The sequence below is a fragment of the Telluria sp. LT2P34 genome (assembly GCF_059685915.1).
In genome coordinates this window covers 878,763-903,245 of the sequence record NZ_JCASIN010000001.1, presented here as the reverse complement: position 1 = coordinate 903,245, position 24,483 = coordinate 878,763, and the positions used below count along the sequence as shown (strand labels likewise).

Genomic DNA, 24,483 nt, shown 5'->3' with positions numbered 1-24,483 from the left:
CTATTAACGTCGGCGTGGATTTATGCCGCCTCAGGCAGCTTGTTCTTCCACGTCCAGATTGCTTTCCGCATCACTATTAAATACGCGCAGGTCGGTGCCGCCGAGGATGCGCGAGGTCAGCGTGCCGGCCGTGATCGAGCCGCTGACGTTGAGCGCGGTGCGGCCCATGTCGATCAATGGCTCGATCGAAATCAGGAGGCCCGCCAGCGCCACCGGCAGGTCCATCGCCGACAGTACGATCAGCGCGGCGAAGGTGGCGCCGCCGCCGACGCCGGCCACGCCGATCGACCCGAACACGACCATCGCCAGCAGCGGCAGCAGGAAGCCGGCGGTCCACGGATCGATGCCGACGGTGGGCGCGATCATGACCGCCAGCATGGCCGGGTAAATGCCACCGCAGCCGTTCTGGCCGATGTTGGCGCCGAACGAGGCGGCGAAGTTGGCGATGCCTTCCGGCGTGCCCAGGCGCGTGGTCTGGGTCGCCACGCTCATCGGGATGGCGCCGGCGCTGGTGCGCGAAGTGAAGGCGAACACCAGTACCGGGAAGATCTTGCGCAGGTAGCGTGCGGGATTCAGGCCGGCCAGGGCGACCAGCGCCAGGTGCACGCAGAACATCAGGAAAATGGCGCTATACGACGCCAGCACGAAGCTGAGCAGCTTGAGGATGCTTTCCACGCTGGAAGACGCCACGACCTTCGCCATCAGCGCGAACACGCCATAAGGCGTCAGGCGCAGCACCAGCGTCACCATGCGCATCACGATCGTGTGGGCGACGTGCACGAAACCGCTGAACGAGGCGAACTCGTTCGGCTTTTTTCCGGCGATGCCGATCGCGGCAATGCCCACGAACACCGAGAAGAACACGACCGCAATGGTCGAGGTCTTGCGCGCCCCGGTCATGTCGAGGAAAGGATTGGCCGGGATGAAGGAAAGCAGCATCGAGGGCAGAGAAATTTCCTTGGCCGCGCCGAGTGAGCCCTGCAGATATTCGCCGCGCGCGATCTCGGCCGCCGAGGCGGTCAGGCCCACTGCCGTCAGGCCGAACAGTTTTGCCATCAGGATGCCGATGGTGGCTGCGACCGCAGTGGTGGCGATCAGGATGCCGATGGTCAGCGCGCTGATCTTGCCGAGCGCGGCGGCGTCGCGCAGCTTGAGGATGGCGCCGATGATCGACACCATGATCAGCGGGATGACGATCATCTGCAGCAATTTCACATACCCGCTGCCCAATACGTCGAGCCAGGCATTCGTCTGCGCCACCTCGGGCGAGGCGGCGCCATACAGGAACTGGAAGGCGGCGCCGAGCAGCACACCCAGGCCCAGGCCGGTGAAGACCCGCTTGGTGAACGACACATGGGCCGCCTGCATCCGGTAGAGAAGGAAGCAGGCGAGCAGCGCAACGGCCAGGTTCAGCAGGGTGTAGACGGTCATGACAGCCTTTTTTCGGCAACAGGGAAAACGCGAGAGTGATACTTAAAATGAATCGCAGCATTTTATAGGCAAACCGATTGCTTCGCAGGAAGACCAAACTTGTCAGTTCAGCTTCGAAGCTTATCCGCATGCCATGCTTCCGTTGTTACCGGACCACGGATCGCCGTCGCCACTCCGGATTCAGGTTCGAAATTTCCGTATGGACTCTTTAGTTTCTATAATTAATTTCAGTGCAAGGCATGCCGCCTGCTCATCCATCAGTTCTTACGGTTGAATCATGTTCAAGAATATAAGTATCAAGACGCGGCTGATTGTCGTCATCGGCTTCCTTGTCATCGAACTCATCGTCGGTTTTGCGATCGGCACCCTGAACCTGGACAAGGCAAACGGGGCGCTGAAAAGCATCTACGACGATCGCGTGGTCCCGCTCGCCCAGCTGGCCGACGTCGAACGCGCCGTCATGGCAAACCAGATCCTCGTCTCCAGGGCGGCGCAGCCAGGCGTGGCTGCGGCAGTGATCGCGGACCAGATCGAGGCGAACATGGCGCTCGCCGCCAAATCCTGGCAGGCCTATTCGGCCACCAGCATGACTGCCAACGAAAAACGCCTGGCCGAGCAGTTCGCCGGATCGCGCGCGCTGTTCCTGGACAAGGCCATGAAGCCGATCGTGGCCGCTTTGCGTGCCAATGATGTTGACAGCGCCACCGATCTGCTCAATGGCCAGATGCGCAGGTATGCCGGCCCGATGGGCGAACAATTGAAAGCGCTGGTGCAACTCCAGATCGACGTGGCCGGCGCCGATTACCGCGCTTCGCAAGAGCTTGCCGAACTGGTGCGCCTGGTCTGCCTCGGCGGCCTGCTGGTCGGCATCGCATTTGCCGTGGTGCTGGGCTGGATGCTGGTGCGCGCCATCGTGCGTCCCCTCGAAGAGGCGATCCGGATCGCCGGCGCGGTAGCCCAGGGCGACCTGACCCAGCGCATCGAAGTGCGCGCGAACGACGAGACCGGCCGCCTGATGGGCGCACTGCGCGACATGACCGATTCGCTCGTCGAGATCGTCACCCGGGTGCGCGCCGGCACCGATACCATTGCCACCGCATCGAGCGAGATCGCCGACGGCAACCTCGACTTGTCGTCGCGCACCGAACAGCAGGCCGGTTCGCTCGAAGAAACCGCTTCCTCGATGGAAGAACTGACCTCGACCGTCAAGCAGAACGCCGACAATGCACGCCAGGCCAACATGCTCGCCGGTTCCGCATCGAAAGTTGCAGGCAAGGGCGGCGCGGTCGTGGACCAGGTGGTCGAGACGATGGGAGCGATCCATACCTCGGCCAACAAGATCGTCGAGATCATTTCGGTGATCGACGGCATCGCTTTCCAGACGAATATCCTCGCCCTGAACGCGGCGGTCGAAGCGGCGCGTGCAGGCGAACAGGGACGCGGCTTCGCCGTCGTCGCCGGCGAAGTGCGCAACCTGGCCCAGCGCAGCGCCGCCGCGGCCAAGGAAATCAAGGCCCTGATCGACGATTCGGTCGAGAAGGTGCACCACGGCTCGGCGCTGGTCGACCAGGCCGGCGCGACGATGAAAGAGATCGTCGAGAGCGTCAGCCGCGTGACCGACATCATGGCCGAGATCAGTGCCGCCAGCCAGGAGCAGACCGCCGGCATCGAGCAGGTGAACGAAGCGATCGTGCAGATGGACCAGACCACGCAGCAGAATGCGGCCCTGGTCGAAGAAGCCTCGGCGGCGGCGCAGTCGCTGCAGAACGAAGCGGCAACGCTGGCGCGCACGGTCGGGGCATTCAGGATCGAAGGCACGCGGCCGGCACCGGCCACGCCTGTTGCGCCGGCCCGCCCGGCGCCCGCCACGCGCGCTGCCCCGCGTGCCCAGCTGGCGAAACCTGCCTCTGCAAAGGCAGCACCGGCCGCCGCGCCTGCGACCCGCGCTGCGCCAAAGGCCACCGCGACGGCTGGCGACGGCTGGGAAGAGTTCTAACCTTTTCTTTTAACCAAATGGTTTGAGGAAAATCAATTTGCGCCACCTCTGCGTTTGCGCAGACCTGTGGCGCGTCCGGCCATTTACGCTCCAGCTAACAACCCTCTGGAGCGAGCGATGCATTTCCCCCTCATTGCGCGCCTGGCCGCCTGCCTGCTGCTGGCAGTGCCGGCGCTGGCCTGCGCCGTGCCCCGCTACACGATTACCGTCGTCGCCGGCGCCGGCAGCTTCGCCTGGGACATCAACGCCTCGGGCCAGGTGGTGGGCGAAGCCGACGGCATTGCCTGGCTGTATTCCGGCGGTGTCTATACCGAGCTTGGCAGCGGCAGCGCGCGCGGCATCAACGACGGGGGGCAAATTGCCGGCAACGCAGGCGCCAACGGCTTCCTCTACAGCGGCGGGCGCATGACCCCGATCACGGGTTGGGGCGCCACCTCTGCACGGGGCATCAACAACGAGGGCACGGTCGTCGGCATGGCCGAGTATGAAGACGACGTGAACGGCTTCGAGCGCCACGCCTTCAGCTACCGCAACGGCGTCTCGACCGACCTCGGCACCCTGTACGGCGCCCACAGCCAGGCCAATGCCATCAACAATCTCGGCCACGTGGTGGGCGCCAGCGACATCGGCGGACCGCCCAACTGGCCGCTGACTCCCTTTCTCTACCGCGCCGGCGCCATGCGCGACCTCGGTCCCTTCAACGGGCCATGGAGCGAGGCGCTGGCGATCAACGACCTTGACCAGGTGGTCGGCTACGCGGGCTATGCGCCTGCCGGCGACGAACTCTATCCGCGCGGCGCTTTTCTCTGGGACGAGGGGAGCTTGTTCGAACTCGGCCCGCTCACCGGCGCCCTCAACAGCCATGCCAGCGGCATCAACAACCTGAGCCAGGTAGTCGGCTCGTATGGCAACTTCCCCGAGCACCGCGCCTTCCTCTACGAGAACGGCGTCCTGCTGGACCTGAACACGCTGATCGATCCGGCCTCGGGCTGGGTGCTGGCCGAGGCGAGCGCCATCAACGACGCCCAGCAGATCGCCGGTACCGCCTGCCGCGCCGGCGCCTGTTATGCCGTGCGGCTCGACCTGGTGTCGGCCATCCCCGAGCCGGAGAGCTGGGCGATGCTGCTGGCTGGCGGCAGCCTGCTCGGATGGCGCCGGCGATCAAGGCGCGGCGCCTGAAACGATTAGCGCCCGTGCCAGCTGCTCTCCCCGAGACGCACGCTCGCAGGCAGATCCGGGTGCCGGATCAGGATCCGTTCGGCCGGGCTCTCCGGCAGGTATTGCACCGTCAGCTTGCCGTCGCGCGAGGCCAGCAGATTGGGCCCGGCGGGAAGCAACTCGCTGCGATAGCGCCGGTTCAGGTCGAGGTAGAGCTGCTCGTCGTCCTGAACCAGCCGCACGAAACGGCTGTTCTCCAGGCGGTAGTAACCTGCGACATCCTTCTTCAGCTCGATGGCGTCGGCGCGGCTGATCGGCGTTGCGGCCTGGGTGACAGGATGGAAGGCGCTTGAGGCGAGGGCGGACAGCAGGGCAAGGCATGGCAGGGCAGGCATGGTCTTCTCCTTTACCGGACGTTGAGCTAAGCATCTACCTAAAGCTTGGACCGGACGCTTGCCGACAATGCTGCGCGTATGTATCGAATTCTTTTTCGATGCCCCAATGCAAAAAGCCCACGAACCTGAATTCGTGGGCTTGATGGGTATTCGTGGTAGGCCGTGCGGGATTCGAACCTGCGACCAACGGATTAAAAGTCCGCTGCTCTACCAGCTGAGCTAACGACCCGAAAGAAGCAGGATTATAGGGTGCAGCCGTCGTGCTGTCAAACGTGCAGCGCCGGCATGTTGCGCCTTAAATTGCCGCAGGGCCTTATTTCAGGACGGCCAGGCGGTCTTTCGCGGACTGGGCGGCTTGCGTGCCGGGGAACTTCGACACCAGGGTCTGCAGCGTCTTCTTGGCCTTCACTTTATCCTTCAGCTCGGCATAGCTGGTGGCGATGTTGAGCATCGCATCCGGCGCCTTGGGGCTGCTGGCGTAGGTCGTGGTCACGACTTCCTGGGCGGCGATGGCGTTCTTGTAGTCGCGCTGGGCATAGTAGGCATTGCCCAGCCAGTATTGGGCGTTCGAGGCGTACGGCGAATCCGGATAGCGCTTCACGAAGTCCTGCAGCGCGACCGAGGCGCCCTTGTAGTCGCCGCTCTTGAAGGTTTCCATCGCGCTGTCGTAGGACTGCTTTTCGGACGGCAGCACCTGGGCGGTTTCGCCGTCGATGGTTTCGGCGCGCGGCTCGAGCTTCTTGATGCGGGCGTCGAGGTCGGCGTACAGGGTGCGCTGGCTGTTCTGGGCCTTGCTCACTTCGTTGGCCAGCACTTCGATCTGGCCGCGCAGCTTGGCGATTTCGGCCAGCGTCTCTTGCTGCTGGTTCAGCATGTCGAGCGTCGAGGTCTTGTCCGATTTGGCGTCGAGGCGGGTGGTCAGGTCGCGCGTGATGGCGTCGACCTTGGCGCGCAGGTCGAGGATGGCGCGGCGCGCTTCATCGTCGTCGAGGATGCCGGCGGACGCCTGCAGCGGCAGGCACAGGGCCAGCAGCAGGGGCGCGAAGCGGAACGGGGACAATTTTCTCATGTCGTACTCTTTCTAAACCGGTGTTCCAGATTGAACAAGGGGCGGAGGCAGTCTGCACCGCTCTCGCCCCCTCTGTCAATTAGCAGAGCCTTAAAGGCCCCGTCAACAGGATTACTGATACACGATATCGGCGCGGCGGTTTTCCGCCCAGCTCGCTTCGCCCGAACCGGTTGCCTTCGGCTTTTCTTCGCCCAGCGAGACCGCTTCCATCTGGGTTTCTGCCACGCCCAGGGCGGACATCGAGCGGCGCACGGCTTCGGCGCGCTTCTGGCCCAGGGCCAGGTTGTATTCGGTGCCGCCGCGATCGTCGGTATTACCCTGGATCAGGACCTTGCGCGACTTGTTCTGGTTCAGGTAGTTCGAGTGGTTCGCCACGACCGGCTTGCCATCTTCGCGCACGACGAAGCTGTCGTAGTCGAAGTAGACGCTACGGTTGGCCAGCACGCCTTTCGGATCGTTCAGGGCGTCGCTGCTGCCGGTTTCCACCGGGCGGATGTCGCGGGTGTCGGCGGCGGCGCCAGTCGTGTCGGCGGTGCGCTCGACAACTGGTGGGGCGGTGACCGGCACTGGCGATTTGCAGGCGGCGAGCAGGGCGCCGGTGGCGATGATGAAAGCTACACTTTTAAGCTTGCGCATGGGTTTTCTCTCCTGGTTTTGTTAATAATTACTTGAAAGCGAACTGCCTTACTTCATGAAGGGACCCCAGCTGGGCTCCCGAATGTTTCCCGCCTTGGTCGTCAGACGCTGCTTGATCCTGCCGTCGGTCGATACCACGGCCAGCGAGGTGCGCCCGCCGCCCTTGATCGCGTACATGATGTACTTGCCGTTCGGCGAAAAGCTCGGTTCGGAAGCGCCATCGGCCAGGCGCAGTTCCTGGCCGCTGGCCAGGTCTTTTGCGTACAGCGAGAAGCCGCCGTCGCGCTGGGCGATCCAGGCCAGGGTCTTGCCGTCCGGAGAAACGCGCGGGCTGATGTTGTAGTTGCCGGTGAAGGTCACGCGGGTGGCGTTGCCGCCCGAGACGCTCATCTTGTAGATCTGCGGGCCGCCGCTGCGGTCGCTCGTGAAATACAGGCTCTGGCCGTCGGCGGAAAACTGGGGTTCAGTGTCGATGCCGTTGCTGTTCGACACGCGGCGAATGCCGGAACCGTCGGCGTTCACGACATACACCTGGTAGCTGCCCGATTTCGACAGGGCGATCGCCAGCTTGCTGCCGTCCGGCGACCACGACGGCGCGGAATTGCTGCCTTTTTCATTGGCGATCACGCGCCGTTTGCCGGTCACCAGGTCTTGCATGTAGATGACTGGTTTACGGTCTTCGAAGGAGACGTAGGCGACCCGGCCGCCATCCGGCGACCAGGCCGGCGAAATGATCGGCTCGCGGCCGCGCACGGCGACGATTTCGTTCTCGCCGTCGGCATCGGCCACCGCCAGCGCGTACTGGCGCCCGGCGCGGTTTTCCTTGACGTAGGCAATGCGGGTCGAGAAGATGCCGCGCGTGCCGGTCAGCTTTTCATAGACGTCGTCGGCGATCCGGTGTCCCTGCAGGCGGATGTATTTTGGCTGCACTTCGCCGCCGAGCTGCGACAGCTGGCTGCCTTTCACCGTGTCGTAGAGTTTGTAGCGCACCGCGAGGCGGCCGTCCGGCTGGCGCTGGACGCTGCCCACCACCAGGGCGTCGGCCCCTTTGGCCTTCCAGGCGCCGGCGTCGATGCTGGCGCTGTCGCTGATCACCTGGCCGGCGTTGATGACCTTGAAGACGCCGCTGCGCTCGAGGTCGGCGCGCACGATGGCCGAGACCTGGTCAGGCGCGACGCCTTCGTCGGCAAAGGCGGCGACGGCCACCGGAATCTGGTTGCTGCCGACACCGGCAATTTCAACTTGTAACTGGGCATTGGCCGCCGACCCGGCGAGCAGGGTGGCGCTGAATAGCAAGATATGAAGTTTTTTCATGCGTTCTTTTCTCTGCAAAGATTGTTCACGTGCGATCAGTCCAGGTCTTTCATGGAGAAATTGACCACGATGGTGCGCTCCACCGTACCATCTTTCTTCTTTGGAAGCGGTGACGATTTGTTAATGCCGCGTTCCACCGCTTCGTCGAACTGCGGCACGCCGCTGCTCTTGCTCAGGCGAACCGACAGGATCTCGCCGGTCGGCAGTTGCTCGACCTTGAACACGGCTTTCGGATTGCCGGGCGCGTCAGTGCTGCCGGTATAGTTGGTGTTGCTCTTGATGATGGCGGTGAGCCTGCCGACATAGCCGGCGTCGATCTTCGGCGCGGTCGATTTCTGGGCGCTGCCCGAGGTGCCGGCGGCGCCCATCATGCGTTTCATTTCCTCGTCGCGCATCTTGTCGAGCTTGGCCTGTTCGGCGGCCTCGGCCTTTGCTTGCGCGGCTTTTTCCGCTTTCTCGGCGGCGAGTTTCTTCTTGTCGGCCTCGAGTTTGGTGTCGGCCAGTTTCTTTTCCTGCGCCTTCTTGTCGAGCTCTTTCTTTTCGGCCAGCTTCTTGTCGACCAGCTTCTTCTCCAGCTCCTCTTTCTTCAGGTCGGCCAGCTCGCGCTGTTTCTGTTCTTCCAGCTCGCGCTTTTCCGCCAGCTCGCGTTTTTTCAGTTCGAGCTGCTTCTTCTGGCGTTCCAGGTTGATGTCCAGTGCGGCGGGGCGCGGCGGCTCCGGTTCGGCGGCTTTCGGCGGCGCTGGAGGCGGCGGCGTCGGCGTCGGCTCCGGACGTGGCTCGGGACGTGGCTCGGGCTGGCTCACGTCGCGTGGCGGCGGAGGCAGCGGCGGCGCGGCAGCGGACTGGATCTTCATGTCCCAGACCTCGGCCTCGACCGCGGGCGGCTCGTCTTTTTGCCAGCTGATGCCGACCCACAGGAAAGCCAGCAGGACGGCATGCACCGCCAGCGCCAGCAGGATCGCCGGCAGGCGGTTCGGTTCGGGCGGCACCGTGTACGGGCTGCCGCTGGTTGGCTGGGTAGGCGTTGCTGCGGACATGGCTGCGGACATGGGCTATTGCGTGGCCAGGCCGACGCGGTTGATCCCCAATTTTTTCGATGCAGAAATGAGTTCGATGACTTCCGCGTACTTGCTCTCGCGGTCGCCGGAAATCATCACCGGGTAATCGGGATTGATCGCATGCAGTTCACCGAGGCGCTCGAGCAAGGCGGCGCGGTTTTCCATGCTCTCGGCGGCAAGCGTTTCCTTGCCCGCCACGCCGATGCTCAGGGTGGCGTCGGGTTTTACCGTGATGTGGATATAGGTGTCGGGCGGCAGCGCCGATTTTTCGGCGCTCGGCAGGTTCACCACGTTCGGCGTCTGGTTGGCAGGGACCGCCATGAAAATAATGAGCAGCACCAGCATCACGTCGATGTAGGGCACGACATTGATTTCGGATTTGAACTTGCTGCGGCGGCCGCCGCGCATGCTGCTGGAAAAGGCCATGGTCGATTCCCTCGCTTAGCGCGACTGGCGTTGCAGGATGTTCGAGAATTCCTCGACGAAGCTCTCGAAGCGCGTCGCCAGGCGGTCGATGTCGTGCGTGAAGCGGTTATAGGCGACGACCGCGGGAATCGCCGCGAACAGGCCGATGGCGGTGGCGATCAGCGCTTCGGCAATGCCGGGCGCGACCGTTGCCAGGGTTGCCTGCTGGACGCTGGCCAGGCCGCGGAAGGCGTTCATGATGCCCCAGACGGTGCCGAGCAGGCCGATGTAGGGCGATACGGAACCGACCGAAGCCAGGAAGTTCAGGTGCAGGTCGAGGCCGTCGAGTTCGCGCTGGAAGGCGGCGCGCATGGCGCGCCGCGAGCCGTCGAGCACGGCGCCCATGTCGAGGGCGTCGCGCGAGGCTTGCTTGCCCTTGATGAATTCGCCCATGCCGGCTTCGAAGATGCGTGCCAGCGGGCCGCTTTGCTCGCGCTGGGCGGAAGCCGACTGGTGCAGGGTATGGAGGTTGCCGCCGGCCCAGAAGCTGCGCTCGAACTGTTCGGTGAGGCGGCGGGCGGCGCGGATCGCAAAGATTTTGCGGAAGATGTAGGACCAGCTGACGACCGACAGCACGAGCAGCAACAGCATGATGAGCTGCACGATGATATGTGCCTGGCTGATGAGGGTGAGGAAGGAAAGGTCTTGGGTCGGTGTCATCTGTTAAAAGTTAAATAAGCAAATTTGTTGAGCAGCTCAAGCGGCACGCATTTTATCAGCCACTTCAGGGGGGAGCGAGCGCGGGCGCACGGTGGCGATGTCGACGCAGCCGACCTTGACGCTGGCCGCGGCCAGCAAACGCTCGCCGCAATACGCTTGCTGGACAAACTGCACCGAGGCGCGGCCGAGTTTTTCGATCGACAGGGTCAGCCGCAATTCGTCGTCGAGGCGCGCCGGCGCGTGGTAATCGATCGTCGCGCTGCGCACCACGAAGGCGACGCCTTCGCGGTCGATCAGGTCCTGCTGCTTGATGCCGGCAGCGCGCAGCCATTCGGTACGCGCACGCTCGAAAAATTTCAGGTAATTCGCGTAAAACACGATACCGCCGGCATCTGTGTCTTCGTAATAGACCCGTACTGCCCAGGTGAAATCGGAAGGCATGTCACTTTGCCATAAATAATAATTCGAAACATTTTACGCGATGCGCGCATATGTTCGCTAGCGAACAATCCGGTAGGCAGGGACCGGAAGCCCGCGCTCAGCTCTGCAGGCCCGGCTAGTAGACGGGACCTGAAGCAGTCAGGACAATGACTGTAACACTTTCTCACAATTGCAGAAGGCGCCGCGCACGCCGGTGCTTAGCCTCAATTGCGCTTGATATTGAAGGGCGAGAAGCCCTGGCAGGTCGGCATCAGTTCGATGCTGTTGACGTTCACGTGCGGCGGCAGCGTCGCAATCCAGTAGGCGGTGTCGGCGATGTCTTTCGGGCTCAGGGGCGTGGTGCCCTCGTAGACCTTGGCAGCGGCCTGGTCGTTGCCTTTGAAACGCACGTTCGAAAATTCGGTGCCGCCGCACAGGCCTGGAGCCAGGTTGGTGGCGCGCACGCCGGTGCCGACCAGGTCGGCGCGCAGGTTGAGCGTGAACTGTTCGACGAAGGCCTTGGTTGCGCCATACACATTACCGCCGGGGTAGGGGTAGTGGCCCGCCACCGAACCGAGGTTGATCACCAGGCCGCTGCCGCGCGCGACCATCGAAGGCAGGAGCGCTCGCGTCATCGTCACCAGGCCGAGGCAATTGGTGGCGATCATGGTTTCCCAATCGTCGAGCGGCGCTTCGTGGGCGGGAGCGGTGCCCAGCGCCAGGCCCGCATTGTTGATCAGGACATCGATCTGGCGCCAGGATTGCGGCAGCAGGGCCAGCGCTTCCTCGATCGAGGCCTTGTCCGTCACGTCCATCTCGACCGGCAGCGCCGCTTCGCCCAGTTCGGCCGCGAGCGCATCGAGGCGTTCCTTGCGGCGCGCCGCCATGACGACCTGGTGCCCGTTGCGAACGAAAGTGCGCGCCATTTCGGCGCCGAAACCGGCCGATGCGCCGGTAATGAAAACGATCATGATGGAATCCTCGATTGACGGGTGCTTCCCGATTGTAGCCGAAATGTCCATATTGCCGGCGACCTCGCCTTGCCCTGAGCGGGCAGTTCACATACAATCCGGCAGTCCTTGCGCCCCCACCCATTCGCCCTGCCGCTGCCCTGTTGGCCTTGCGGCTACCTGCGCCTTGCCCGATTCTCTTATCGATTGGAGTTTTTCATGTTTGCAAAAGATCACACGCTGGCCAATGTCGACCCGGAACTGTGGAGCGCGATTCAAAAAGAAAACACCCGCCAGCAGGATCACATCGAGCTGATCGCATCGGAAAACTATACCTCGCCGGCCGTGATGCAAGCGCAGGGCTCGCAGCTGACGAATAAATATGCGGAAGGCTATCCGGGCAAGCGCTACTACGGCGGTTGCGAGTTCGTCGACGTCGCCGAGCAGCTGGCGATCGACCGCGTCAAGCAACTGTTCGGCGCGGAAGCCGCCAACGTGCAGGCCAACTCCGGTTCGCAGGCGAACCAGGGCGTGTTCTTCGCGATGCTCAAACCCGGCGACACCATCATGGGCATGTCGCTGGCCGAAGGCGGCCACCTGACCCACGGCATGGCGCTGAACATGTCCGGCAAATGGTTCAATGTCGTGTCCTACGGCCTGACCGCGGAAGAAGACATCGACTACGAGCAGATGGAACGCCTGGCGCGCGAGCACAAGCCGAAGATGATCATCGCGGGCGCCTCGGCCTTTTCCCTGAAAATCGACTTCGAACGCTTCGCCCGGGTCGCCAAGGAAATCGGCGCCTACTTCATGGTCGACATGGCGCACTACGCCGGCCTGATCGCCGCCGGCGAATATCCGAACCCGGTGCCGCATGCCGACTTCGTCACCTCGACCACGCACAAGTCGCTGCGCGGCCCGCGCGGCGGCATCATCCTGATGAAGGCCGAGTTCGAAAAGCAGATCAATTCGGCGATCTTCCCCGGCATCCAGGGCGGCCCGCTGATGCACGTCATCGCCGGCAAGGCCGTCGCCTTCAAGGAAGCGCTCACGCCCGAGTTCAAGGCCTACCAGCAGCAGGTCGTGAAGAACGCCAAGGCCCTGGCCGAGGCATTGATCGCGCGCGGCCTGCGCATCGTCTCGGGACGCACCGAATCGCACGTGATGCTGGTCGACCTGCGCGCCAAGGGCCTTACCGGCAAGGAAGCCGAAGCGATCCTGGGCCAGGCGCACATGACCTGCAACAAGAACGGCATCCCGAACGACCCGCAGAAGCCTTTCGTTACCTCGGGCATTCGCCTGGGCAGCCCAGCCTTCACGACCCGCGGCTTCCTGGAAGAAGACGCGACCAAGGTCGGTCACCTGATCGCGGACGTGCTCGACAATCCGCACGACGCCGCCACCATCGAGCGCGTCAAGGCGGAAGTCAAAGTGCTGACCGATAAGTACCCGGTGTACGCGGTCTGAAAGAAGGCACGCCAGCCGCTTGAGTAACACAAAAGAGGGATTGCAGCCCGACGAGTCGGGATGCAATCCCTTTTCTCCTTTATTATTACGCCATGAAATGTCCGTTCTGCCAGCATGAAGACACCCAGGTCCTCGATACGCGCGTATCCGAGGAGGGCGACGCCATCCGGCGCCGGCGTCGCTGCGCCCAATGCGACAAGCGCTTTACCACCTATGAACGGATCGAGCTGTCGATGCCGATCATCGTCAAGAAGAACGGCAGCCGCACCGAGTTCGTCAGTAACAAGCTGCGCAGCAGCCTGATGCTGGCGCTGCGAAAGCGCCCGGTGTCCGCCGAAGCGATCGACGCCGCCGTGGCCTCGATCGAAGAAAAGCTGCTCACCAGCGGGCGCCGCGAAGTCGATACCGGCTATGTCGGCGAACTCGTCATGCAGGAACTCAAGCGGCTCGACGAGATCGCCTACATCCGCTTCGCGTCCGTCTACAAGGACTTCAAGGACCTGGCGGAGTTTCAGCAGGCCCTGGTCGAAGTCGGCCATCGAAGCAAATAAATTTCTTTGTTTGGACGCACCCGCGCACGCTTGAGCCAACGCAGGCTCATGTAAAAGTGCGCTGATAACTTCACAGCTCGCGCGAATGCTCGCGTGTGAACCTGTGGAGGTGTCCCGTGCAGCGGTCCCGCAGCAGCGGCTTTACGCTCGTCGAAGTGCTGGTCGCCATGTTCGTCCTCGCCCTGGGCGTGCTCGGGATGGCCGCCACCCAGGCGACGAACGCGCGCCTGCGCCAGCAGGCGGCGCTCGATTCCGATGCGGTGGCGCTGGCGGCCTCGCTGGCGGCGCGCATGCGGGTCAACCGGGCTGCCATGGCGCTGCCCGACGCCGCCAATCCCTATCTGTTCGACTACGATGCCGCGAACGGCGCGCCCGCGGATCCGCCCCTGCAATGCTTCGGTGCGGCCGCATGCAGCAGCGAGCAGCTGGCGCAATTCGACCTGTACGAACTGGCGCGCGCCGTGCATGACGATTTTCCGGGCGGGCGCATCCTGGTCTGCCGCGATGCGCCCGCCGCGGGCAGTGGCGCGCCCGACTGGCCCTGTACCGGCGCAGGCGCCGCGCCGCTGGTGGTCAAGATCGGCTGGCGCCGCGCGGCTGCGCATGTTTCAGCGGCAAGTGGGGCCGTCCCGTTCGTCACCATGCTGGTGTCGGGATGAAAATGCCTCGCTTGCATCTGCAGCGCGGGCTGGGCCTGGCCGAGCTGCTCGTCGCGCTTGCCGCCGGCCTGGGCCTGCTGCTGGCGGCCTCGCTGCTGCTGGTCGGCGCGCAAAAGGCGCATGACGCGCACGCCGATGCCGTCGACCTCGACGACAGCGGGCGCTTTGCACTCGCGCTCCTCGGCCGCGCGGTGCGCCAGGGCGCCTTCGTCGACTGGGAAGGCCAGGGCGGGGCCGCGCCCGGCCCGGCGGCGCCCGCGCCGATCACCGGACTCGATGCGCGCACGCTGCCCGAGTCCAGCTTCGCCATGGCCGGCGCACTGCCGGGCGCCATCCACGGCAGCGACGTGCTGGCCGTGCGCTATCGCGGCGCCGGCGCCGCACCGGACGGCGACGGCAGCATGCTCAACTGCGCCGGCTTCGCCGTGCAAGGGGCCGAGGAAGGCTGGAGCATCTTCTATGTCGCCCGGAATGCCGGCGGCGACGCCGAGTTGCGCTGCAAGTACCGCGGCGCCGGCAGCTGGAGCGCGGACGCCATCGTCAAGGGTGTCGACAGCTTCCAGGTCCTGTACGGGATCGATACCGACACGCCGCGGGACGGCATCCCGAACCGCTATGTGAACGCGAGCGCCATCGCGGCGCTCGATGCCGGGCCCGGTCCCGGTCCCAATGTGCACTCCTGGTGGAAACGGGTGGCAAGCGTCAGGGTGGCGCTCCTGCTGCATGGCGAGGCGCCATCGCCGGCGTCCGTCCGGCCCGGCGGCCATGCCTTGTTCGGCGCCGCATACGCCCAGACCCAGGCGGCGCTCGATCCCGGAACCGCGCTCTCCGCCGCCGCGCTGGGCGGTGGCGCCCGCGCACCGTCGCGCCGCTTGTTCGGCGCCGTCTTCGCGGTCGGCGCACCCCACGATTAGCCATGCGCCCGCCTTCTCCAAGCGGCCAGCAGGGCGCCGCCCTCGCCACCGTGCTGTTCCTGATGCTGGCCGTCCTGATGATGTCGGTGTCGAGCACCCGCGCCGCGCTCATGGCGGCGAACGCGGCGCGTGTCGAGCGCGAGCGCCACGTCGCGCTGGCGGCGGCCGAGGCGGCGCTGTCCGATGCCGAACGCGATATCGACGGCGCGGCAGGGCCGGCCTCGCCGCGCACGGCGATTTTCGCGCTGGCCGATTCAAGCGCGTTCGTCGACGGATGCAGCGCGGGCGCCGAGCGCTCCGGCCTGTGCCGGCTGGTCGCGGCGCCGGGCACGCCGGCCTGGCAGGCGGTCGACCTGGCGGGCGAGCGCTCGGTCGAGTACGGGCAATTCAGCGGACGAACGATGGCGGGTGGCGCCGGACTGCTGCCGGCGCGCGCGCCGCGCTACCTGATCGAATTGCTGGCAAAGCCAGGCTTGCCGCCGCGCTACCGCATCACCGCCATGGGTTTCGGCGCCGACCCGGCGGCGATTGTCGTCGTCCAGGGCTATTACGCTCCCGCCTCCGGCACGGCTCCCGGCAAGCGGCTGGGCTGGCGTGAAATTGCCAACTGGCCCGCGCTGCACCGGGCCGCCTCCTGACCAATTCACAAGGAGACCAACGATGAATCGCCGCCGCGCCCGCAGGACCGGCTTCAGCCTGACCGAATTGATGATCGTGCTGGTCATCGCGTCCGTGCTGGCAGCGCTGGCTTACCCCAGCTATGCCGGCTATGTGACAAAGGCGCGCCGGATGGAAGGGCAGGTGGCGCTGCTGAACGCCATGCAGCAGCAGGAACACCATCGGGCGCTGTACCACACCTATTTGGCTTTCTCGAGCGCGGCGCCAGGCCCGGGCCTGCCCTGGTGGTCCGGCAACAGCGCGGCCGGCAGCGCCTACGAGCTCGACGCCCAGGCCTGTCCGGACCGGCTCCTGCGCGACTGCGTGCGCATCAGCGCGCGGCCCGGTACCGACAAGGTGGACGCGCGCTTTCGCGACCCGGACTGCGGCACGCTGACCCTCGACAGCACGGGGGAGCAGGGGGCGAGCGGCAGCATCGGCGCCAGCGGCAGCATTGGCAACGCAGCGCGCTGCTGGTGATGAGGACCGCGAGCGCGAGATTGGGCTTCACCCTGGTCGAACTGCTGGCCGCGCTGGCGATCGGCGGTACGCTGCTGGCGCTTGCCTTGCCGGACCTGAACGCGCTGATCCACGCCCGCCAGTTGCGCGGCGCAGCAAGCGACCTGTTCGAGGCCGTCAAGCTGGCGCGCGGCCATGCGATTTCGCGCAACACACTCGTGAAACTGGCCCCGCGCGATCCGGCCGGTACCGACTGGGCACAGGGCTGGACGGTGTTCGCCGACCGCGACGATGACGGCGTGGCCGGCGCGGGAGACGACATCATCGCCGTGCATGGGCCCGTGGCGCCGGGCCTGCGCTTTCACTTTGCCTTCCCCGGGCCAGCGCCGCGGTATTACATCGCCTACAATGGCGCCGGACGCTCGTGCAGCGACGCCAACGGCGCGGCGGCGCGCCCGGGGACGCTGTCGCTGTTCCATGGCGGCGCGCTGCGCCGTATTAAAATCAACATGCTGGGCCGGGCGCGCCTGTGCGATCCGGCGCGCGAGGACAATTGCGACGGTGTCCAGGCTCCCTCTTGAGTCAAGGTCCCGTCCTAACAACCGAAAACGACTGTGCAGATCAAGAACGACACCGACGGCATGGCGCTGGCCCTGGAGTGGGCGGCGAAGGGCATGTATATCACGGCGCCGAACCCGCGCGTGGGCTGCGTCATCGTGCGCGACGGCGCGGTGATCGGCGCCGGCCACACCCAGCCCGCCGGCCAGGCCCACGCCGAAATCCAGGCCCTGCGCGACGCCGCCGCGCGCGGCAATGACGTGCGCGGGGCGACCGCTTACGTGACGCTCGAGCCGTGCAGCCACTACGGCCGCACGCCGCCGTGCTCGACGGCGCTGGTCGACGCCGGTTTGCAACGGGTGGTGGCCGCGATGGAGGACCCGAATCCCCTCGTCGCGGGACGCGGCATGGCGCAATTGCAGGCGGCCGGAATCGAGACCGCATCGGGCGTGCTGGCCAATGCCGCCTACGAAATGAACATTGGCTTCTTTGCGCGCATGCGCCGCGCAACCCCCTGGGTGCGCCTCAAGACCGCGGCCAGCCTGGACGGCATGACGGCCCTGGAAAATGGCGAGAGCCAGTGGATCACGGGGCCGCAGGCGCGCGCCGACGGCCATGCCTGGCGCGCGCGCGCCTGTGTCATCCTGACCGGTATCGGCACGGTGAAGGCGGACGACCCCCAGCTGACGGTGCGCGGCATCGATCTGGCCGCCGGCGGCGCCGCGTCGCTCCCGAGCGCCCCGCGCCAGCCGCGGCGCGTGATCGTCGACAGCCGGCTCGAGATCGACCCTGGCGCGCGCATCCTGCAGGGCGAACCCTGCTGGATCGTCGCGGCCCTGCCCGACGCCGGCAAACAGGCCAGCCTGGGCGCTGCCGGCCATGAGGTGATCCTGCTGCCGAACGCCGGCGGCAAGGTCGACCTGGCCGCGCTGATGCGCGAACTGGGGCGGCGCGAAATCAACGAGGTGCACGTCGAGGCCGGCGCGAAGCTGAATGCTTCACTGGTGCGCGAAGGCTGCGTCGACGAGCTGCTGGTCTATCTGGCGCCGAGCCTGGTGGGCGCCGGGCAGGGCATGTTCGCGCTGCCGGCCTTGAGCCGCCTGGCCGACAAGATACCACTGCGTTTTCACGGCGTGACCCAGGTCGGGGACGACCTGCGCATCCTGGCGCGTTTAATTTAAACTGAACTACACCGATCATTCATCAAGGAAGCACCGCATGTTTACTGGAATCGTCGCCGCCGTCGGCACCATCAACTCCGTAGCGCCGCTGGCGGGCAGCGAGGACGCCGGCGTGCGCCTCGAGATCGATGCCGGCGGCCTGCCGCTGGCCGACGTCGCGCTGGGCGACTCGATCGCCATCAACGGCGCCTGCATGACGGTCGTCGCCAAGAGCGCCGGCGGCTTCGCGGTCGACGTCTCGCGCGAAAGCCTGAGCAAGACCGCCGGCCTCGACGCGCCCGGCGAAGTCAACCTGGAAAAGGCGCTGACGCTGTCCGAGCGCCTCGGCGGCCACCTGGTCTCGGGCCATGTCGACGGTTTGGGGCAGGTGCACAGCTTCGAAGCGGTGGACGAGTCGCGCGAACTGGTGATCGATGCGCCGGCCGAACTGGCGAAATTCCTCGCCTACAAGGGTTCGGTGGTGGTCAACGGCGTGTCGCTGACGGTGAACCGCGTCGAGGACCTGGTGCAGGATGGCGTCAAAGTCTGCCGCTTTTCGATCAACCTGATCCCGCACACCATCGCCGTGACCACGCTGCGGCACCTGCATGCCGGATCGAAGGTCAACCTCGAAATCGACCTGATCGCGCGCTACGTCGAGCGTATGCTGTCGTCCGCCAGGGTCTGAGGCGAAGTCTCCGGCAAGCGCGCCGGCGCCGGTGCGCTGGGCGCCTTCTCTTCCTGCAGGATCCCGAAGCGCGCCATGTAGTCGGTGTTCGACGGGCAGTGCAGGGCGACGAGCTTGTGGGCGATGTCGCCGATCGAGGCGTACAGGCCGGTGCGCAGCAAGCCATCGAGCGTGCCCAGCGCGCGCGTGTTTTCCAGCGACTTGTTCATTTTTTCGATGAAGGCGTCGGCCTTGATGACGCGCCAGGTATCGAAGCGGCGCGGGCGGTCGATGCGGGCGTTCGGCGCCACCAGCACCCAGGATTCGATCGGGCAGTCGCCCAGTCCCAGCCGGGCCAGTGCCTGGCGCAATACCGGCACGCTGCGCTCGTTCTGCGCCAGCGGCGAAGGCATGCCTTCCCAGTCCTTGCCAGCCTCGTTCCAGCGCAGGAAATCGCCCTCGTCGGTGATCTTTACCGCATGCGAGAAGGGTTTCGTGTCGAGCACATAGAAGCGGCGCGTGCGGTGGATCAGCAGGTGGTCGATCTGGGCGACCTGGCCGTCACCAAGGTCGAGCCGCAGGTCGTGGATGACGGCCGTTCGGGTCGCGTCCTTCAGGTAGGCGTCGATCAGCCAGGCCGCCTCGCGCTCGCCCTTGATCCCGGCGCGCATGGTGCGCAGCTGGCGCTCGATCAGCGCGCGCTTGTCCGGTCCGGCCAGGGCGCGCATGCGTTCCAGGATCGTGACGATGGGTTCCTTGTTATCGCAGTCCTTGTAAATCATTCTCAACTCCTGCCCAGTTTGAACTTGCAGTCTAGCGACAGGTCAAGTTTTCGCCACCGAATTTCATGCGTCTAGGCAAGATTACCCTCCTTGCATGGATTTTGTTGCGCACCCGACGCATTTGAATCGGCGTAGACTCCGGAGCACATAAAACATGAGCTTGCCCGCGATGCGAGGCGCTCGAGACCGAGGAGAATAAATGAAATTGGGTCATGAATGGGCCGGCGCCAGGGCCGGGACGGTAGCACTGGCGCTGACGCTGGCGGCGTTGGGTAAGGCAGCGGGAGCCAAGGCCGAGACCAAGGCCGCGCAGCTGCGCGAATACCGCGCGGTGGCGATCAGCGCGGGCGGCGATCGGATCGTCGCGATCGAGTCCGTGGATACCGGTGTGCCGGGACGCCGCGCGCATGGCCGAATCGTCGTGCGCGACGCCGCCAGCGGCAAGGTGGGCGCCGAATACGATCCTTGCGCCACCTGTTCCTACGACTTCCCATCCTGGTCGCCCGACAGCGCGGCGCTGGCGTTCATCGCCGCCGACGCGCAGGCCGGCGTGGCCACGCTGTGGGTGGCGCGCGCCGGCAAGCTGGCGCCGGCCACCACGGTCAAGGGTGTGGCGAATACCGCGCGCTGGTCGCCCGACGGCGCCACCATTGCGCTGCTGGCCACGGTGGGCGCCACCAAGCAGACCGGTGCGGTCGAGGCGGGCGCGCGCCAGGTCGGGGAGATCGGCGTCAGCGAGGACGCCCAGCGCATCGCGCTGGTTCCCGCCGCCGGCGGCACGCTGCGCCTGGTGTCGCCGGCCGACACCTTTGTCTACGAATACGACTGGACGCCGGATGGCAAGGGCTTCGTTGCGACCAGCGCGAAAGGCAATGGCGACAACAACTGGTGGGTGGCGACACTCGGCCACATCGATGCGGCCAACGGTGCGCTGCGCGTGATCGCCGCGCCGAAAATGCAGGTCAGCCTGCCGCGTGTTTCGCCCGACGGGCGCAGCGTCGCCTTTGTCGGCGGCCTGATGAGCGACTTCGGCTCGAACGGCGGCGATGTCTTCACGGTGCCGCTCGCCGGCGGCGAGCCGGTCGACCTGACGCCCGGCTACCCCGGCTCCTTCAACGGCCTGGCCTGGCACGGCAGGCAGCTGCTGGCCTCCAGCCTGCAGGGCGCCGAGATGGCGGTGGTGGCGATCGACCCGCAGCAGGCGGGCGCGCGTGCCGCGCGCACCCTGTGGTCGGGCGCCGTCACGGCCAACGGATCGCGCGACGGCCGCATCGTGTTCAGCCGGGATGGCGCCAGCGCGGTGTCGGTAATGGAGACCTATGAGCTGGCGCCGCGCATCCACGCCGGCCGCCTGCCGCAACTGGCCCCCGTCACGCACGACAACGATGGCTTCGCGCCCCAGGTGGCGGCGCGCAGCATCAGCTGGAGCAACGAGGGCTACCGCAGCCAGGGCTGGCTGATCGGTCCGCGCCAGCTCCAGGGCGGACGCAAGCATCCGATGGTGGTGATCGTGCACGGCGGGCCGGCATCGGCCGCGACGCCGCGTTTTGTCGGCAGCGGCGACGCCGCCAATCCGCTGGTGCGCGAGCTGGTCGGGCGCGGCTATTTCGTGTTCCAGCCGAACCCGCGCGGCAGCTTCGGCCAGGGCCTGGCGTTTGCCCAGGCCAACCGGCGCGACTTCGGCGGCGGCGACTGGCGCGACATCCTGGCCGGTGTCGACGCCGTGCTCAAGGAAGCCCCGGTCGACGGCGCGCGCCTGGGCCTGATGGGCCACTCGTATGGCGGCTTCATGACCATGTGGGGTGTCACCCACAGCACGCGCTTCAAGGCGGCCGTGGCCGGCGCCGGCATCGCCAACTGGATCAGCTACTACGGCCAGAACGGCATCGACCAGTGGATGGTGCCCTTCTTCGGCGCGGCCATGTACGACGATCCGGCCGTCTACCGCCGGGCCTCGCCGATCGAGTCGATCAAGAATGCCAGAACGCCGACCTTGCTGTACGTGGGCGAGCGCGACGTCGAAACCCCGGCGGTGCAGTCGATGGAGTTCTGGCACGGCCTGCGCGCCATCGGCACCCCGACCACGCTCGTGATCTATGACGGCGAAGGACATGCGATCCGCAAGCCGGAGCACCAGCTCGACCAGCGCAAGCGCACGGTCGAGTGGTTCGGGAAGTACTTGTGATCGCCGCTCAATTCGCCTTCTGCGGATACAACACGACCTGCACATAATTGCTGGTGTCCAGGTAGCGGCGCGCCGCCTCCTGGACTTCGGCCGCGGTGAGGGCGTCGACGCGCGCTTCGTGGGTCAGGATCGAATGCGCATCGGTGCCGTCGAGCAGCGAAGACTGGATGCGTCCCAGCCAGAAGCCGTTTTCGCGCAGGGCGCGGCGGTAGTTCTGGAGCCAGTTCTGCTTCACCTTCACCAGGTCGGCCGCGCTCGGGCCTTCGCGCTTGAGGCGTTCGAATTCCTCGAAGGTGGCGGCCAGTACCTTGTCGACGTTTTCCGGTCCGGTCGGCAGGTTGACCGAGAGCGAATAGCTGCCCTCGGGGATCCGGCTGAGCGCGCCGCTGGCGCTGCCGCCGTAGATCAGCGAGAGCTTTTCGCGCAGCACCTCGATGATGCGCAGGTTGAGTACTTCGACCATCGCCTGCATGCGCATCTGTTCGCGCTGCGAGAACTCGGCCTTGCCGGTAAACGTCAGCGAGATCGCGCTTTTCGACTCGCTGCCGCTGTACACGGCACGCTTGACCACGCCCGTCACCGGGCGCAGGCCGACGTCGCGCCAGTCGACGGCCAGCTCGGGCGTCGGCAGGCTGCCGAGGTAGGTCGCCAGCAGCGGCTTGATTTTCGCGGCGTCGAAGCTGCCGACGATGACGAAGGTCAGGCCCTTGGCGCTGGAGAAGCGCTCGCGGTAGATCGCAATGCTGCGGTCGAGGTCGATCCTGGCGTAGTCTTCCGGGCGCAGCGCCTTCGGTGCGCGCGGGTGGTCGTTGTACAGGGTCGCGGTGACGGTCTCGCCGAAGCGCTCGCCGGGTTCGCCCAGGCGGTTGCGCGCCGCTTCGACCTGCTTGCCGATGAAGGACTGGAACAGGCCCTGGTCGCGGCGCACCGCATCGAAGCGCAGCCACAGCATCTGCAGCATGGTCTCGATATCGGACGCGCCCGAGGAGGCGCCGATGACTTCGCTGTAGCCGGCCATGCCCATCGTGACCGCGGCCGACTTGCCGGCCAGGACCTTCGACAGGTCGAAGGGCGAATAGTCCTTCAGGCCCATGCTGGCGACGATGCCGCTGGCATAGCGCGCGTTGAGGATGTCGGCGTCGCCGTACAGGCTCTGGCCGCCGTAGCGCGCTGCGCTCATGATCACCTGGTCGTTGCGGAAATCGGTGGGCTTCATGATCACCTTGACGCCGTTCGACAGCGTCAGGTGGGTCAGGCCGAGCGCCTTGTCGGTCGATTCGTGGACGATCTGGCCGGGCTTGGGAGGCTGCGCCATCAGCTGCGCGCCCAGGGTTTTTTCCTGGTAGGGCGCCACTTCGGCCTGTTCGGCCCTGGCCAGCGCCGCCAGCAGGGCTTCGCCCTCGGGCGGCGGCATGTCGGGGCGGGCGATGCCGGTGTAGATCACCAGCTTGCCCGAGTTGGCCGGAATGGTGCGGCGGGCAAACGCGTTGAGCTCGTCGAGCGTAATCGCGGGCAGCATCTCCCTGGCATAGCGGTACTCGGCGGCGATGCCGGGGAGCGACTCCTGCTGCAGGAAGTTGCGCATGTACTCGGCGACATACACGGCGGAATTGGTCTTGTCGCGCTCGCTGTAGCCGCGCTCGTAACTGCGCATCACGTCCTTCTTGGCGCGCTCGAGTTCCTGCGCGGTGAAGCCGTGGCGCCGCACCCGTTCGTTTTCGCGCACCAGCGCTTCGATCGCCGCCGGCGCCCCACCGGGGCCGATCGTGGCACCGGCATTGAAGGATTTATAGAAGGGCGTGAGTTTGCCCAGGCCGCTGCCGCCGTTCAGGAAAGGCGGCGCCGGCAGCTGCGACAGTTCGCGCAGGCGGTCGCCCAGCATGCCGCCGAACAGGGCCTCGACCAGCCCTTCGCGGTAGCCGCGCACGGTAGCGGGCTCGCGTACCGGCAGCACCGGGTAGCGGATCAGGACGCCGTTGCCGCCGGCTTCGCGGTCGAGCACCACGACCGCCTCGGTCGCCTCGCGCGCCGGGATCTGCGCGTAGACCCGCTCGCGGCTCGGAATCGGATTCTTCAGCTTGCCGAAGTGCGTGCAGATCAAGCTTTCGATCAGCTTCGGATCGGCGTCGCCGACCGCGACCACCGCCATCAGGTCGGGCCGGTACCAGTCGCGGTAGAAGCGGCGCAAGGCCTCCGGGCGGAAGCTGCGCAGCACTTCCTCCTTGCCGATCGGGAGCCGCTCGGCATAGCGCGAGCCGTTGTAGATTTTCGGCAGCAGCTGCTTGCTCATGCGGTCGCCGGCGCCTTTGCCCAGCCGTAGTTCCTCGAGGACGATGCCGCGCTCCTTGTCGACCGTGGCCTCGTCGAAGCTGATGCCCTGGGCCCAATCTTCGAGTACCTGGAAGGCCTTGTCGAGGTGCTCGCGCTTGCCCATCGGGATCGGCAGGATGTAAACGGTTTCGTCGAAGGAGGTGTACGCGTTCAGGTCGGCGCCGAACTTGACGCCGATCGACTGCAGGTACTCGACCAGCTCCTGCTTCTTGAAATGGGTGCTGCCGTTGAAGGCCATGTGCTCGACGAAATGCGCCAGGCCCTGCTGGTCCTCGTCTTCCTGGATCGAGCCGGCCTTGACCACCAGGCGCAGCTCGAGCCGGCGTTCGGGCCGGGCGTTCTTCTGGATGTAGTAGGTCAGGCCATTACTCAGCTTGCCGACCTTGACCTGGGGCCCGACCGGGATCGGGGCGTCCAGTTTCAGGGCGGCGCCGGCGACGAAGGGCTGCGTCAGGAGAAAGGCGGCAAGCAGCAGGGTGCGGACGGATCGGGTGAACATCGGGGCTTTCCGGTGAAATGGCGTCGAGCCAGCATTGTACTG

General features: G+C 65.7%; 24 protein-coding genes and 1 tRNA gene. 12 read left to right on the top strand and 13 right to left on the bottom strand.

Translation table 11 applies throughout. The features are described 5' to 3' along the window. Positions 1–30 precede the first annotated feature (30 nt). Entirely contained in the window at positions 31–1,431 is a 1,401-nt protein-coding gene (locus tag AC56KZ_RS04060) for an L-cystine transporter (protein WP_497160837.1), read from the bottom strand. 277 nt (positions 1,432–1,708) lie between these two features. On the opposite strand from AC56KZ_RS04060, the gene AC56KZ_RS04055 reads away from it, so the two are divergent. Both AC56KZ_RS04055 and AC56KZ_RS04050 read left to right on the top strand, forming a co-directional pair. Next, positions 1,709–3,427, top strand: a complete 1,719-nt coding sequence (locus AC56KZ_RS04055; protein WP_497160836.1) for a methyl-accepting chemotaxis protein — start codon at positions 1,709–1,711, stop codon at positions 3,425–3,427. A 117-nt stretch (positions 3,428–3,544) separates the two neighbouring features. After that, entirely contained in the window at positions 3,545–4,606 is a 1,062-nt protein-coding gene (locus AC56KZ_RS04050) for a PEP-CTERM sorting domain-containing protein (protein WP_497160835.1), read from the top strand. Between the two features lie 5 nt (positions 4,607–4,611). Here the strand turns inward: AC56KZ_RS04050 and AC56KZ_RS04045 are convergent, their stop codons facing one another. The 10 genes from AC56KZ_RS04045 to AC56KZ_RS04000 form a co-directional block, all read right to left on the bottom strand. After that, on the bottom strand, positions 4,612–4,980 hold the full coding sequence (locus AC56KZ_RS04045; RefSeq protein ID WP_497160834.1) for a hypothetical protein: 369 nt from the start codon (positions 4,978–4,980) through the stop codon (positions 4,612–4,614). A gap of 153 nt (positions 4,981–5,133) precedes the next feature. Then, positions 5,134–5,209 (bottom strand) — tRNA-Lys (locus tag AC56KZ_RS04040). An 84-nt stretch (positions 5,210–5,293) separates the two neighbouring features. Continuing rightward, positions 5,294–6,049 (bottom strand): tol-pal system protein YbgF, encoded by a 756-nt coding sequence (ybgF, locus tag AC56KZ_RS04035; RefSeq protein ID WP_497160833.1) that lies wholly within the window; start codon positions 6,047–6,049, stop codon positions 5,294–5,296. A gap of 111 nt (positions 6,050–6,160) precedes the next feature. After that, positions 6,161–6,685 (bottom strand): peptidoglycan-associated lipoprotein Pal, encoded by a 525-nt coding sequence (gene pal, locus AC56KZ_RS04030; RefSeq protein ID WP_497160832.1) that lies wholly within the window; start codon positions 6,683–6,685, stop codon positions 6,161–6,163. A 48-nt stretch (positions 6,686–6,733) separates the two neighbouring features. Further along, positions 6,734–7,999 (bottom strand): Tol-Pal system beta propeller repeat protein TolB, encoded by a 1,266-nt coding sequence (gene tolB, locus AC56KZ_RS04025; RefSeq protein ID WP_497160831.1) that lies wholly within the window; start codon positions 7,997–7,999, stop codon positions 6,734–6,736. A gap of 35 nt (positions 8,000–8,034) precedes the next feature. Then, positions 8,035–9,048, bottom strand: coding sequence for a cell envelope integrity protein TolA (gene tolA, locus AC56KZ_RS04020; protein WP_497160830.1), 1,014 nt, complete (start codon positions 9,046–9,048; stop codon positions 8,035–8,037). 3 nt (positions 9,049–9,051) lie between these two features. Continuing rightward, complete coding sequence (locus AC56KZ_RS04015) at positions 9,052–9,483, bottom strand: biopolymer transporter ExbD (RefSeq protein WP_497160829.1); 432 nt, start codon at positions 9,481–9,483, stop codon at positions 9,052–9,054. Between the two features lie 15 nt (positions 9,484–9,498). Beyond that, entirely contained in the window at positions 9,499–10,182 is a 684-nt protein-coding gene (gene tolQ, locus AC56KZ_RS04010; RefSeq protein ID WP_497160828.1) for a protein TolQ, read from the bottom strand. A 36-nt stretch (positions 10,183–10,218) separates the two neighbouring features. Continuing rightward, complete coding sequence (ybgC, locus tag AC56KZ_RS04005) at positions 10,219–10,623, bottom strand: tol-pal system-associated acyl-CoA thioesterase (RefSeq protein ID WP_497160827.1); 405 nt, start codon at positions 10,621–10,623, stop codon at positions 10,219–10,221. A gap of 203 nt (positions 10,624–10,826) precedes the next feature. Then, positions 10,827–11,573, bottom strand: coding sequence for an SDR family NAD(P)-dependent oxidoreductase (locus AC56KZ_RS04000; RefSeq protein ID WP_497160826.1), 747 nt, complete (start codon positions 11,571–11,573; stop codon positions 10,827–10,829). Between the two features lie 198 nt (positions 11,574–11,771). On the opposite strand from AC56KZ_RS04000, the gene glyA reads away from it, so the two are divergent. The 9 genes from glyA to AC56KZ_RS03955 all read left to right on the top strand — a co-directional run bounded on the left by glyA (position 11,772) and on the right by AC56KZ_RS03955 (position 18,665). Continuing rightward, complete coding sequence (glyA, locus tag AC56KZ_RS03995; protein WP_497160825.1) at positions 11,772–13,019, top strand: serine hydroxymethyltransferase; 1,248 nt, start codon at positions 11,772–11,774, stop codon at positions 13,017–13,019. A 92-nt stretch (positions 13,020–13,111) separates the two neighbouring features. Next, the gene (nrdR, locus tag AC56KZ_RS03990; RefSeq protein WP_497160824.1) at positions 13,112–13,570 is read left to right on the top strand and encodes a transcriptional regulator NrdR; all 459 of its coding nucleotides are present in this window, start codon (positions 13,112–13,114) and stop codon (positions 13,568–13,570) included. Positions 13,571–13,686: 116 nt separating this feature from the next. Next, positions 13,687–14,229 carry a type IV pilus modification protein PilV gene (pilV, locus tag AC56KZ_RS03985; RefSeq protein ID WP_497160823.1) on the top strand — a complete coding sequence of 181 codons (543 nt, stop codon included), beginning with the start codon at positions 13,687–13,689 and terminating at the stop codon, positions 14,227–14,229. Then, positions 14,226–15,143 carry a PilW family protein gene (locus AC56KZ_RS03980; protein ID WP_497160822.1) on the top strand — a complete coding sequence of 306 codons (918 nt, stop codon included), beginning with the start codon at positions 14,226–14,228 and terminating at the stop codon, positions 15,141–15,143. The genes pilV and AC56KZ_RS03980 overlap by 4 nt, the downstream gene beginning before the upstream one ends. A 2-nt stretch (positions 15,144–15,145) precedes the next feature. Further along, on the top strand, positions 15,146–15,781 hold the full coding sequence (locus AC56KZ_RS03975) for a pilus assembly PilX family protein (protein ID WP_497160821.1): 636 nt from the start codon (positions 15,146–15,148) through the stop codon (positions 15,779–15,781). Positions 15,782–15,803: 22 nt separating this feature from the next. Further along, positions 15,804–16,280: a type IV pilin protein gene (locus AC56KZ_RS03970; RefSeq protein ID WP_497160820.1), complete on the top strand. Its 477-nt coding sequence runs from the start codon at positions 15,804–15,806 to the stop codon at positions 16,278–16,280. Then, complete coding sequence (locus AC56KZ_RS03965; RefSeq protein WP_497160819.1) at positions 16,280–16,840, top strand: GspH/FimT family pseudopilin; 561 nt, start codon at positions 16,280–16,282, stop codon at positions 16,838–16,840. The genes AC56KZ_RS03970 and AC56KZ_RS03965 overlap by 1 nt, the downstream gene beginning before the upstream one ends. 33 nt (positions 16,841–16,873) lie before the next feature. After that, positions 16,874–17,998 (top strand): bifunctional diaminohydroxyphosphoribosylaminopyrimidine deaminase/5-amino-6-(5-phosphoribosylamino)uracil reductase RibD, encoded by a 1,125-nt coding sequence (gene ribD / locus AC56KZ_RS03960; protein ID WP_497160818.1) that lies wholly within the window; start codon positions 16,874–16,876, stop codon positions 17,996–17,998. Positions 17,999–18,035: 37 nt separating this feature from the next. Further along, the gene (locus AC56KZ_RS03955) at positions 18,036–18,665 is read left to right on the top strand and encodes a riboflavin synthase (protein WP_497160817.1); all 630 of its coding nucleotides are present in this window, start codon (positions 18,036–18,038) and stop codon (positions 18,663–18,665) included. On the opposite strand, the gene AC56KZ_RS03950 is transcribed toward AC56KZ_RS03955, so the two are convergent. Next, entirely contained in the window at positions 18,629–19,426 is a 798-nt protein-coding gene (locus tag AC56KZ_RS03950; protein ID WP_497160816.1) for a nuclease-related domain-containing protein, read from the bottom strand. The two genes, AC56KZ_RS03955 and AC56KZ_RS03950, sit on opposite strands and share 37 nt — an antisense overlap. Positions 19,427–19,625: 199 nt before the next feature. Between AC56KZ_RS03950 and AC56KZ_RS03945 the strand changes: the two genes are divergently transcribed. Beyond that, positions 19,626–21,611, top strand: coding sequence for a S9 family peptidase (locus tag AC56KZ_RS03945; protein ID WP_497160815.1), 1,986 nt, complete (start codon positions 19,626–19,628; stop codon positions 21,609–21,611). A gap of 7 nt (positions 21,612–21,618) precedes the next feature. Here the strand turns inward: AC56KZ_RS03945 and AC56KZ_RS03940 are convergent, their stop codons facing one another. Then, a complete protein-coding gene (locus AC56KZ_RS03940) occupies positions 21,619–24,441 on the bottom strand; it encodes a M16 family metallopeptidase (protein WP_497160814.1) in 2,823 nt (940 codons plus the stop codon). Positions 24,442–24,483 lie beyond the last annotated feature (42 nt).